Source organism: Paenibacillus sp. sgz302190 (assembly GCF_059820445.1).
In genome coordinates, this window is sequence record NZ_JBZYAO010000006.1 from 148,567 (window position 1) to 161,372 (window position 12,806).

Below are 12,806 nucleotides of genomic sequence, written 5' to 3' on the forward strand. Positions count from 1 at the left end.
GCATGAGAGGGAGATGACTATGAGGATCATTCGTTTAAAAACAAACCGTATCGTCAATCCGTTGGGATTCGCGCTGGATAAGCCGAGGTTATCCTATGTGGTGACGGAGACGGACGCGAAAAAACAGACCGCCGCCCGTTACGAGGTCGCCTTGGATGATACATTTACCGGCGTTGTTTACGACAGCGGCAGGAGGGAAGATATCGATAGCCTCGTCTTCGAGCTTCCGATCGAGCTGAAGCCGCGAACCCGCTACTATTGGCGCGTGGAGGTGTGGGCGGACAACGGCGACCATGCGGTGAGCGAGCCCGCCTGGTTCGAGACCGCGAAGCTGGACGAGCCATGGGCCGGCAAATGGATCGTTCCTGACATGGACAAGGACTTTCACCCGGTCCTGAAGAGGACGTTCGAGTTGGACAGGCCGATCGCGTCGGCACGCGCTTATGTTTGCGGTTTGGGATTGTATGAGCTGGAAGTCAATGGCGTGAAAGCCGGCGACGAGTACTTTGCGCCGCATTTTAACGCGTATCAGAAGTGGCTGCAGTACCAGACCTACGATGTGACAGAGCTGCTCGGGCAAGGGGAGAACCGGGTTGAAGTCAGTCTCGGCAACGGGCTGTATAAAGGGCGGTTCGGCTTCGAAGGACATACGGCCGAGATATACGGCAAGGAGTTCGCTCTCTTGTGTGAAATTGCCGTAACGTACGCCGACGGCACGACGGCCGTTATTGCGTCCGACACGGACTGGACAGCTTCCAGAAGTAAGATTATGGACGGTAATCTGTATGACGGAGAAGTGTACGACGCGACCTTTGAGACGCCCGGGACGTTCGCGGTTCGCGAAGGCGAACTCGGCTATGACCGGCTGAAAGCGCGGCTCAGCTTGCCTGTCGTGGTAAAGGAGGAGCGCAAGCCGGTAGAGGTTATTCATACGCCGGCGGGCGAGACGGTGCTCGATATGGGGCAGAACATGGTCGGTTGGATGCGATTCCGGACGAATGCTCCCAAGGGAACCGTCATTTCGCTGTATCATGGCGAAGTGCTTCAGGACGGCAGCTTCTATCGGGACAACCTGCGTACGGCGAAGGCGGAATATCGTTATACAGCTGACGGTTCGGAGGCGATCGTGCGTCCGTATTTCACGTTCTACGGCTTCCGGTATGTGAAGGTCGAAGGCTGGCCGGGCGAGCTGAACCCGGATGATTTCACCGGCTGCGTCCTCTACTCCGACCTTGAGGAAACCGGCAGTTTCGAGACGAGCAACCCGCTCGTAAACCGGCTGTTCCTCAATGCCGTGTGGGGACAGAAGGGCAACTTCCTCGATGTTCCGACAGACTGCCCGCAGCGGGACGAACGCATGGGCTGGACGGGCGATGCGCAGGTATTCTCCGGCGCCGCTTGCTTTAACATGGATTCGTACGCATTCTTCGGCAAGTACGGATATGACATGGGCAAGGAACAGGAAGAGCGCGGCGGTATGGTGCCGATGGTCGTTCCCGCCGCCAATGTGCAGGGCGGCGGCTCCAGCGCCTGGGCGGATGCGGCGACGATTATTCCATGGAACGTGTATCTCCATTACGGCGATAAAGCTATCTTGGAGCAGCAGTTCGAGAGTATGAAGAGCTGGGTCGATTTTATCATCCGTACGGATGAGGAATCGGGCGGACGGCGGCTGTGGACGGTCGGCTTCCACTTCGGCGACTGGCTGGCGCTTGACGGCAGCAACCCCGATTCCCCGATGGGCGGAACGGACACGGATTTTATCGCCTCGGCGTATTACCGGTATTCTGCACAGCTGCTGGCGAAGGCCGCGAGGGTGCTCGGGAAGGAAGATTTGGCCGCCTATTACGGACGAATATCGGACGAGGTGAAGGCCGCAATCGAGGATGAATTTTTCTCGAAGAACGGCCGGATTGCGATCGATACGCAAACTGCCTACGCGGTGGCTTTGTTCATGGATTTGGTGCCGGATGCTTACAAGGAAAGAGCGGTAGAGGGACTTCGCAAGCGGCTGAAGATCGACCGCAACCATCTGAAGACCGGCTTCGTCGGCACCCCTTACTTGAATCGGGTGCTTTCGGATAACGGATGCAGCGATCTTGCCTATACGCTGCTGCTCAACGATGATTATCCGAGCTGGCTCTATGCTGTCAAGATGGGGGCGACGACCATATGGGAGCGCTGGAATTCGATTATGCCGGACGGCAGCATGAGCAGCACGGGCATGAACTCGCTCAACCACTATGCGTACGGGGCGATTGCAGAATGGATGTACCGAACGGTTGCGGGAATCAATCCGCTCGAAGAGGCGCCGGGCTTCCGCCGCGTAGAACTGGCGCCGCAGCCGGATTTCCGCCTCAAATGGGCCAAGGCGCAAGTGGATTCGTCGGCCGGAACCTATAAAAGCGAGTGGGCATTCAGCGATGAAGGGCAGCTTACGTTCCATTTCGTCATTCCGTTCAACGCGTCGGCTTCCGTCCGGTTGCCTTATGCGGATGTGAAGGCTTTCAAGGTAAACGGCCAGCTCGTAAGCGAGAGCGGGATCACCGGCGTTCAGCAAGGCGAAGACACGCTGCTGGAACTGTCCAGCGGCAGCTATATCATTCACTATACGCCGACTAAGAGTTATATCAGGCAGTTTAACACCAAGACACCGCTGGTCGAGCTGCTTCGTCATGAAGGTGCCAAAGCGGTTATTCAAAGCATTCTTCCCCCTGGCATGGAGTCGCTCAATCCCGATACGCTTAGCGTTTCGGTCGGGGACGCATCGCTTAGGGATCTGTCCGCCTATTATCCGATGGAAGCCGGTGTGCTGGACCAGTTGGACGAACGGCTGATGGCGGTGCCAGTCTGATAAAGCCTATTACGTTTGCGAGGGGAAAACATGATGAGGACTTTTACCCGGCAGCTTGCCAATGAAAATGTTACGTTAACGGCCTATCTCCTGGATCAGTCGCATGAGATGCCGAACACCCGCATCCGGCCGGCCATTCTTATTTTTCCCGGCGGCGGGTATCGGGGATGTTCGGACAGAGAAGCCGAGCCGGTCGCGATGGCGTTCCTGGCGGAAGGATATCAGGCGTTCGTGCTGAGATACTCTGTCAATCAGAACGCAGCGTTCCCGAAACCGCTCCATGATGCGGAAGAAGCGCTCACGCTGATTCGGGAACACAGCGGGGAGTGGGGAATCGACCCGGACAAGGTTGCGGTGTGCGGCTTCTCGGCAGGAGGGCATTTGGCCGCCGCTTTAGGCACTATGGGAAGAGTAAGGCCTAATGCCATGATACTCGGTTATCCTTGCATCTTGGCGTCGATGGGCGCCATCTTCCCAGCGCCTGTGCCGGGCGTGGACGAAGCCGTCGATGCTTCCACGCCGCCGGCGTTTATTTTTCATACGTTCGCGGATACGCTCGTGCCCGTTAGCAATGCGATCGCTTTCGCGGCGGCGCTGGATCGCGCGAAGGTGCCGTTCGAGCTGCATATTTTTCGCAATGGCGTGCATGGCCTATCCCTTGCGAAGCCGGTCACCTCAGGCGGTCTGCGGTCCATGGCCGATGCCGACGCGGCCCGATGGTTCGGTCTGTGCACGGCTTGGATCGAGAACGTATTCGGCGGCTTTGCGGCGGATCAAGAGGTGTTGTGGAACGAGACAGTCCATGAATACAATGTGGACGTCCGTCTGGGGGCATTATGGAACAATCCGGCTTGCAGACAAGTCATACAGACCGCGCTGCCTATCCTTGCGGAAAGTCCGCAATTGCAGGATGCAATGGGCGTGCCGCTGCGAACCATCATCGAATTCGGCGGCGGGCTGCTGTCGGAAGAGGGTATAGACCGGTTGAATCGGGAACTCCGGGCGATACCGGTCGATCAGATTGTTAGCTGAGGAGAGTGCCAAATGGAAAGAAACATTCATGAATTGATAGCCGCCATGACGCTGGAGGAGAAAGCGGGCCTCTGCTCGGGCGCATCTTTCTGGAAGACGAAGGCGATTGACCGCCTCGGGATTCCGTCCGTCATGATGGTGGACGGACCGCACGGCCTGCGCAAGCAAAACGGGCAAGAGGATCATCTGGGCTTGCACGAGAGCGTCCCGTCGACCTGCTTTCCGACGGCGGCGGGACTTGCAAGCTCATGGAACCGCGAGCTGATCGGCCGCGTCGGCGAAGCGCTGGGCAAGGAAAGCCAGGCGGAGGACGTCGCTATTTTGCTCGGTCCGGGCGCGAATATCAAACGGTCGCCGCTGTGCGGCCGGAACTTCGAATATTTCTCGGAAGACCCGTTTCTGACGGGAGAACTGGCCGCCGCTCATATCGCGGGCGTGCAAAGCCAGGGTGTGGGGACATCGCTTAAGCATTTTGCCGTGAATAACCAGGAGCATCGGCGGATGACTGTCGATGCCGTAGTGGATGAGCGCACGCTGCGCGAAATTTACCTGACCGGCTTCGAAATTGCCGTCAAAAAAGCACAGCCTTGGACAGTCATGTCTTCATACAACCGCCTGAACGGGACGTACTGCTCCGAGAACGAGAGACTGCTCACGGACATTCTGAAAGAAGAATGGGGACATGAAGGGTTTGTCGTTTCCGACTGGGGAGGTGTGAATGAGGCGGCGGATAGTGTAGCGGCCGGCATGGAGCTGGAGATGCCGAGCAGCAACGGCATCGGTCAAGAGAAGATCGTGGCGGCGGTGAAGAGCGGGCAATTGTCTGTGGAGGCGCTCGATAGAGCGGTGGCGCGGCTGTTGAATGTTATTTTCAAAGCCGCAGACAATAAGAAAACCGATGCCGTCTACGACCAAGAAGCACATCACCGGTTTGCGCGCGAAACCGCCAGGGAGACGATTGTGCTTCTGAAGAATGACGGCAGCCTGCTTCCTCTGCCGAAAGCCGGCAAGATCGCGGTTATCGGCGGTATGGCGGAGCAGGTTCGTTATCAGGGCGGCGGCAGCTCCCATATTAAGCCGACGAAGCTGGATAACATTTACGATGAAATCGGGAAATCGGCCGGCAATGGGGTGGAAATCCGCTATGCGCAAGGCTACGATCCGGACATCGATGATACCGTCGACGCCATACTGGAGGAGGCCAAAAGGTTGGCTGCAGATTGTGACACAGCCGTCCTGGTCGTCGGTCTGCCCGACCGCTACGAATCGGAAGGCTATGACCGGACGCACCTCGATTTGCCGCCGAACCAGGTGCGCCTGATCGAACAAATCGCGTCGGTCCAACCGAATACCGTCGTGGTGCTGAGCAACGGCGCGCCGGTTGTCATGCCTTGGCTCGGCAGGGTCAAAGCTGTGCTGGAGGCGTATTTGGGCGGCCAGGCGGTCGGGGGAGCCGTGGCCGATTTATTGTTCGGCGACGCCAATCCGAGCGGCAAGCTGGCGGAGACGTTCCCCCGGAGCTTGAAGCAGAATCCGTCGCACCCGTATTTCCCCGGCGAAGGCGACCGGGTGGAATACCGCGAGGGGATATTCGTCGGGTACCGGTACTACGAAGCAAAGGATATCGAACCGCTCTTTCCATTCGGCTACGGACTAAGCTACACTACGTTCGCTTATTCCGGCCTTTCGATGGACAAGAGCGATATCACAGACCAGGATACCGTTCACGTAAGCATGAATGTGAAGAATACGGGCAGCCGATCGGGTCAAGAAATTGTTCAGCTGTACGTTCGCTGCGCAGCTTCAAGCGTGATCCGTCCGGAGAAGGAGTTGAAAGGCTTCGCCAAGGTTGCGCTGGAGCCGGGTGAAGAGAAACAGGTTTCATTCACACTGGATAAGCGAAGCTTCGCTTATTACAGCACCGAGCTTAACGATTGGCATGTAGAATCGGGTGCGTACGAAGTCTTGATCGGCAGCTCTTCCCGCGATATCGTGCTTAGGTCAACCTTGAACGTACAGTCCACGATTGAGCTCGTGCCGGCGTTCCATCGCAACACAACAATGGGCGAACTTATGGAGAATCCGAAGACGCGCCCCGTCTTGGAACAGATGCAAGGGATGTTCTCTCAATCGACAGAGCCTTCCGACGCCGTTTCCTCGGATATGATGATGGCGGTGATGCGTTACATGCCGCTGCGCGGGCTGCTTCCTTGGTCCGGCGGAGCGATGACGGAGGAAACGCTAGGCCTGCTTTTGGAACAATTTAATGGCGCGGTTAAAAACGGTTAAAACAGATCGGATAGAGGAGTGAAATTCTGATGTCGAAAATTGATTTTCTGAATGAACCATTTATTCGCAATCCGTATCCTGCCTACAGCGAAGTTCGCGCTCAAGATCCGGTGTACCGCTTTCTCATGCCGAACGGACATCACGCATGGATTGTCACCCGATACGATGACGCCGTGGAAGTGTTGAATGATGCGCGTTTCGTGACGAATTCTCCATATATGGCGGCCGAAAACGGCGGAGCGGCTGTTCCGCCGCACAAGGAGATTATTTCCCGCAACCTGATAAGCGTGAATCCTTCCGATCATCGCCGCTTGCGGCGTCTGATTCAGAAGGCGTTTACGCCGCAGATGATCGAACGGCTCAGAGGGCGTATCGAGGAGATCGGCAATGAGCTTCTCGATAAGGTGCAGGCCAAGAGGGAAATGAATCTGATCGAAGATTTCGCATTCCCGCTGCCTATTATTGTCATCTGCGAAATGCTGGGCGTGCCGATCGAAGACCAGGATAAATTTCGCGACTGGTCGAACGTGATTATGGAAGGGGTTAACAATTCCCGATTCGAAGAGGAAAGCGATGCCGTGATGCTCGCATTCGTCGAGTACTTGCAGGACTTGATTGCCAAAAGACGCGGCCATCTGCAAAATGATTTGATCAGCGATCTGATTCGCGTCGAGGACGATGGGGATGTTCTGTCCGAGCATGAGATGTATGCGCTCGTATTCGTGCTTATTATCGCCGGTCATGAGACGACGGTGAACTTGATCGGGAACGGCGTGCTTGCTTTATTGGAGCATCCGGAACAGAAGGAGAAGCTGCAAAGCAAGCCTGAGCTTATTCATTCGGCGATCGAAGAAATTTTACGCTTCAACGGGCCCGCCGAGGTCAGCAACATCCGATGGGCGACGGAGGACGTGGAGCTCGGAGGCAAACATATTCGCAAGGGCGAGATGCTGTTTATTTCTTTCGCATCGGCCGACCGCGACGCTGAGCAGTTCCCGGAGCCGGATACCTTCGACATTACCCGGGAGGCGAACAACCATATCGCCTTCGGCAAAGGGATTCATTACTGCCTCGGCGCTCCTCTGGCCCGGTTGGAAGGCGAAATCGCCATTGGCACGCTGCTTAGCAGAATGCCCGAATTGCGTTTGAAGACGGCCGGCAGCGACCTGGAATGGCGTCCAGGAATGATTATACGAGGCCTTAAGGAGATTCCTGTCTTGTTCTAACTTTAACGATAACAGCAAGATCATCATACAGGAGGTAGAGTATTATGACGTACAACGCGAACATCAAAATCGGAGAACTGCTGAATCATGAGGAAGCGGTAGCGGTATTAACCAGACATTTGCCTGAGTTTGTCAAGGAGCCTGCCTTTCAAATGGCTTCTTCCTTCACTCTCGATCAACTGGCGGCATTGCCTCAAGTCAACATTCCGGCAGAAGTGCTGCAAGCGCTGAAAGACGACTTGTCGAAGCTCTCCTTTGACCGCCCGTCTTCCGAAGCAGCGCCGAAAACCGAAGTGCCGGCCTTGTCTGCCACTCCCAGCCTTGAAGGCAAGGTTATCATTGTGACCGGGGCCGGGAGCGGGATCGGCCGGGCGAGCAGCTTGAAGCTTGCCGCGGGCGGCGCCAAGGTGGTTCTCGTCGATTATAATGAGAACACCGGACTGGAAACGCTTGAGCTCGTCAAACGCATGGGTGGAGAAGGCATCTTCGTTCAGGCGGATGTATCCAAAAGTTCGGACGTCCAGAACTATGTGCGAACAACCGTAGATACGTATGGCAAAATCGACGTTCTGTTCAACAATGCCGGTATGCTGCAGAAATTCGGCCGGTTCCAGGATATATCCGAAGAGGAATTCAGCCGGGTGCTGGATGTCAATCTGAAAGGGGTTTTCCTTGGCATGAAATACGCCCTTCAGGTCATGGATCAGCAAGGATACGGCAATATTATCAACACGGCTTCGACGACAGCCATACGCGCGGAGCATAGTCTTGCCTCCTACACGGCAAGCAAGCACGGAGTGGCCGGCTTAACCAAAGCCGCCGCCATCGAATACGTGCGGAAAGGAATACGGGTAAATGCAATCTGTCCGGGCGGAGTTGCGACAACTTTGACGGATTCGGTGCCGGCACAGCTTAAAGAAAGCGGATATGTGCCGGAGGAATTCCCGAACATGAGAATCGGGCGTTACGCCAAATCGGAGGAACTGGCAGAGGTTGTCGCTTTCATGGCTTCCGACAGTTCCAGTTATATGACCGGCTCGATCGTAGTCGTCGATGGCGGATTGACGTTATAATTCATAAGCGAACCAGGGGTGCCCAGGTAAGGGGCACCCCTGATTGCTTTTTTGGGAGCTGCCGGCTGTTTGCCTACAAGGCTGGATCTCGCTCGATCCGGATCATGAGCTTTCCCAGATTCTGCGTTCCTTTTACCAAATCGCGCTGCGCATCAAACTCGCCCGTTTTGCCGATGGCGGCGAAGGTTTGCGCAAATAAGGTCAAGGCGATCTCAGCTTCCATACGCGCCAGTGGCGCTCCCAGGCAAAAATGCGGTCCTTTGCCAAAGGCCAAATGCTTGCTGCTATCCGGCCGGTGGATATCAAATGTCAACGGATCGGGGAAGCGCAAGGGATCGACATTCGCGGCGCCTATCCAGATCAGCACGATATCCCCGGCCTTCATAGGCACGCCCAGCACATCCGTATCCGCGACGACCTGACGGTCGATAGTTATAGGAAAGCGATAACGCAGCGCTTCCTCTATGGCATTCGGAATAAGGGAGGGGGTTTCCCGCAGCTCCCGATAGGTTCCGGGCCGATCGTACAAAAAGCTGTAGAAGCAGTTGGCGATAAGATTGGTTGTCGTTTCGTTGCCGGCAGCCAGCAGCCCGAGGCTGAAGACGACAATCTCCTCGTCCGAAAGTCTGTCTCCCTCATATTCGGCAAGGGTTAAATCGGAGATGATATCATTGGCGGGATGCTTGCGCTTTTCCTGAACGATAGGGTGTAAGTACGCGTGGAAGGCCTGCATCGCTTCGTATTTTTGTTTTTGCTGATCCATTTTTTCTTCTTCCGAGTTAGGGATAAAGAGAATATCGGACCATTCTTTGATATAGTGCCGGTCTTGATAAGGAACCCCCAGCAGGTCCGCAATGACCGTAACCGGAAGGGGAATGGCGAATTCGTTAACAATATCGACCTGATCTTTAGTCTCGAAGTTTTGAATCAACTCCTTTACGATCGCTGCGATTCGCGGTTTCCAATCCTGCAGGCTTTTCGGCGTGAACGCTTTGGAGACTAATCCGCGAATATCGCGATGAACGGGAGGATCGGTTGAGTTAATATTTACGCGCGTATCGATAGGGGGGATCGGGCTGGTGCTGCGGTCTCTTCGGTTGGAAAAAATAGACCAGTCTGACAAGACTCTGTTCACATCGTCATAGCGAAACACGTTCCAAACGTTCTGCTTCTCGTCAAAGTAAACGGGATGGGACATCAGCATTTCCTGATACCAGGGGTATGGATCCCACAATTGCTCAGGAGTGCGCAGCTTTGAGACATCATGAATAACAATGGATGGGCTAAAGCTTTTCATCAAATCATTCCTCCTTTAGTGATAAGTGATGAAAGATTGGCGCAGATAGAGCCTCCTTCTTTTGAATGTCATGACCGCTTGCGATCATGTTTTTACCATATTATAACAGCGGATGATATGCTTTCAAGCCGAAGCTTATATAACGTTATACGATGTTTGAAAATCGTTATTCGCTTTGAATGCCGGTTCGGTCACCGGGTCTCATAAATGGAATTGACATCAAGAATGTTTCATGTAAAATTGAATTTAAACGTTTTCACTGGAGTGTAAGGTAAATGACAATTACGATCAAAGATGTGGCCAGAGAAGCAAATGTCTCGATTGCAACGGTTTCCCGGGTCATTAACGGGAAGGATAAGGTCAAAAAGGAAACGAGAGAAAAGATTCAACGCGCCGTTGAAAAGTTGAACTTCACGCCCGACCAAGCAGCCAGGACGATGATCAATAAAAAAACAAAAACAGTCGGTATGATCATACCGCTGCTTTCCAATGAATATTGGGCCAATTTGGCCGAATTGATTCAAGGAGAACTGCTGAAAAAGGGGTATACCCTCATTATCGGCACAAGTTTTAGCGGACAACATGCTATTGGGCAGATGCTCGGGACGTTTCTTGAGCGCCGGGTGGACGGCTTGATTGTCGGCGGTTTTTTTCATTTGCGCGAAGAGCATCATTTGTTGAAGCAATTCACGGATCAGGGGATTCCTTTAGTTTCGTTTGATTCTTTTTTGCCCGGCGTTACCGCTGTATGCGGCGACCATCTAAAAGGAGCGATGGACGCCGTTGAGCATCTCATTGGGCTGGGCCATACTAAAATTGCATATATCGGCGCTGAGTCAAACGGCATCGATCGGGAACTCGGCTGCCGAAATGCGTTAATGCTGAGCCGCATTGCGGTGGATGAAAGCATTATTCTGGGAGGCAGAGGGAGCCTCATTCATCATTTTAGCCAGTACGGATATCAATGCGCCAAACAACTGCTGGAAAGCAAAAAAGATTTTACCGCGCTATTTTGTGGAAACGATTTGATTGCGATCGGGGCAATTAAAGCTATGGAGGAATTCGGCCTGGAAGTCCCCCGGCATGTTGCAGTCGTCGGGTTTGACGATATTAGTATGGCAAGTTTGTACCGGCCGACATTAACTACCGTCAAACAGCCTGTCGACGAGATGGTGGATGCCGCTGTGCAGATGCTGCTGGAACAAATAGAAGGCCCGGAAAAAAACTTTTCAACAAGGAAAGTCACATTTCCTATGCAGGTGATCGTCCGTCAAAGCTGCGGTTCAAAAATTCCATCTTGACAAAGAGAGAGAACTCGGGGTATTCTCTCTTTATAAAATCTAAACGTTTACATTAAATTTTGGATTTTAAGTGTTTGTAATTTGGTTTTTGCAGTTTATTTTTAATCATATTAATGATTTTGTTATTTTTAAAGATTAAATTTTTTCTAAACAATGAAATGAAAACGGTTACTTTCAGCTGGAGGCAGCACAATTAGGGCTGTTATTATCGTGAAAGGAGAACTAAAAGCTTCGGATTTAAAGGGCAAGATGGCACTAAAAATCTAAACGCTTACAATTTAGGTTTGAAGAAAGAGGTTGATTATGGGTTTTAATAATTGGGGAGGTGAGACGAGGATCGCTTTAGGCGCTTTATGTTAAGGATAGCTGAATGGAATCGGTGTGTTTAAAAATCAGAAGGGGTGAACATGCATGATGAAACAAAGCTTGAACATTGCAATGATAGCCGCACTAAGTGTATCGCTTGCCGCTTGCGGCGGTAATAAAGGAACTTCGACAGCGAGTCCGGGCGCGACGGCGCAGCAATCCGGCGGCTCTTCCAAGCCGGTAGAAATCACGTTCTGGGATATGGGTTGGGGACCGGCGAAGTATGTGGATACGGCCAAGAAGCTGGTCGAACAATTCAATACCGAGCATCCGAATATGAAAGTCAGTTATCAGTCGATTCCCTGGAACGCGAGCTGGTACCAGACGTTTGCCAATGCGATTGCATCGGGGTCTCCGCCGGATATCAGCACGGGAGCGGGCTATCAAGCTTTCCAATTTTCCGATACCGATCAAATTCTCCCGATCGACGACGTGATCGAAGATTTGAAAAAATCCGGCAAGCTGGATGATTTTACTTCGGGCAGCGTGGAAGCGCTTAAATATAACGGCCACTATGTAGCGCTTCCCTGGATGATCGACGTGCGGGTGCCTTTTTACCGCAAAGATCTGTTTGAAAAAGCGGGCATCACCGCTCAGCCGAAAAACTGGGATGAATTAAGAGCCGACCTGAAGAAGCTGACGGGCGATGGCAAATACGGCATGGATGTCGCCGGCAACGATACCCTTGGTATTCATACGTTGATTAATGTGATTTTGAATAATGGCGGCGGCTTGTTCACGGCGGACAAAAAAGTCAATCTGCTGAGCGACCGCAACGTCGAAGCGGTTCAATATTTGGCCGATTTGGTCAAAGACGGCGTCATCAATCCTGCATCCACCGGATTTAACAAAGACAACATCACAAAAGATTTTGCTAACGGAACGACCGCATTTACTTATAATTCCCTGAATTTAAAAGGTTCGGTGCCGGAAATAGCCGACAAAATCGGCGTTCTCGAGCCTATTGCCGGGCCTCACGGCGAGAAGCAGGCGCTGGGTTGGGTCAACAACATTATGATCTACAAGCAGAGCAAGCATCCGAACGAAGCCAAGGAGTTCCTGAAATGGTGGTCGGACAACAACAAAGTGTTGTTCACCGAAGGATCGGCAGGATTGCCGGCGCGCAAATCTTTTGCTCAAGATCCGTACTTCCAGAACGATCCGATCCTGAAGGTCATCGCCAACAGCTACCTGCCGATTGTGAAAACAACGGGCAATCTTTACCCCAGCGGCTTCCCGGAGCTGAATCAAATTGAGGGCGACGGCTCGATGACGCAGTTGGTTCAAAAGATTTTAACCGGCAAACCGGTGCGGGATTCGCTCAAAGAAGCGGATCAGAAGCTGCGGGAAATCATGAAATAAGGGGCG

General features: G+C 53.3%; 8 protein-coding genes. 7 read left to right on the forward strand and 1 reads right to left on the reverse strand.

The window, feature by feature from the left end:
• Nucleotides 1-19 precede the first annotated feature (19 nt).
• The 5 genes from AC6RNO_RS09860 to AC6RNO_RS09880 all read left to right on the forward strand — a co-directional run bounded on the left by AC6RNO_RS09860 (nucleotide 20) and on the right by AC6RNO_RS09880 (nucleotide 8,474).
• Nucleotides 20-2,854 (forward strand): family 78 glycoside hydrolase catalytic domain, encoded by a 2,835-nt coding sequence (locus tag AC6RNO_RS09860; RefSeq protein WP_497105335.1) that lies wholly within the window; start codon nucleotides 20-22, stop codon nucleotides 2,852-2,854.
• A gap of 30 nt (nucleotides 2,855-2,884) precedes the next feature.
• Nucleotides 2,885-3,886 (forward strand): alpha/beta hydrolase, encoded by a 1,002-nt coding sequence (locus AC6RNO_RS09865; RefSeq protein WP_474682127.1) that lies wholly within the window; start codon nucleotides 2,885-2,887, stop codon nucleotides 3,884-3,886.
• Nucleotides 3,887-3,898: 12 nt separating this feature from the next.
• Nucleotides 3,899-6,175: a glycoside hydrolase family 3 C-terminal domain-containing protein gene (locus tag AC6RNO_RS09870; RefSeq protein WP_497105336.1), complete on the forward strand. Its 2,277-nt coding sequence runs from the start codon at nucleotides 3,899-3,901 to the stop codon at nucleotides 6,173-6,175.
• A gap of 29 nt (nucleotides 6,176-6,204) precedes the next feature.
• Nucleotides 6,205-7,401: a cytochrome P450 gene (locus AC6RNO_RS09875; RefSeq protein WP_497105337.1), complete on the forward strand. Its 1,197-nt coding sequence runs from the start codon at nucleotides 6,205-6,207 to the stop codon at nucleotides 7,399-7,401.
• A gap of 302 nt (nucleotides 7,402-7,703) precedes the next feature.
• Nucleotides 7,704-8,474: a glucose 1-dehydrogenase gene (locus AC6RNO_RS09880; protein ID WP_497105394.1), complete on the forward strand. Its 771-nt coding sequence runs from the start codon at nucleotides 7,704-7,706 to the stop codon at nucleotides 8,472-8,474.
• A gap of 73 nt (nucleotides 8,475-8,547) precedes the next feature.
• On the opposite strand, the gene AC6RNO_RS09885 is transcribed toward AC6RNO_RS09880, so the two are convergent.
• Complete coding sequence (locus AC6RNO_RS09885; protein ID WP_497105338.1) at nucleotides 8,548-9,771, reverse strand: cytochrome P450; 1,224 nt, start codon at nucleotides 9,769-9,771, stop codon at nucleotides 8,548-8,550.
• 275 nt (nucleotides 9,772-10,046) lie between these two features.
• Between AC6RNO_RS09885 and AC6RNO_RS09890 the strand changes: the two genes are divergently transcribed.
• Complete coding sequence (locus tag AC6RNO_RS09890; protein WP_497105339.1) at nucleotides 10,047-11,072, forward strand: substrate-binding domain-containing protein; 1,026 nt, start codon at nucleotides 10,047-10,049, stop codon at nucleotides 11,070-11,072.
• 411 nt (nucleotides 11,073-11,483) lie between these two features.
• Complete coding sequence (locus tag AC6RNO_RS09895) at nucleotides 11,484-12,800, forward strand: extracellular solute-binding protein (protein WP_497105340.1); 1,317 nt, start codon at nucleotides 11,484-11,486, stop codon at nucleotides 12,798-12,800.
• Nucleotides 12,801-12,806 lie beyond the last annotated feature (6 nt).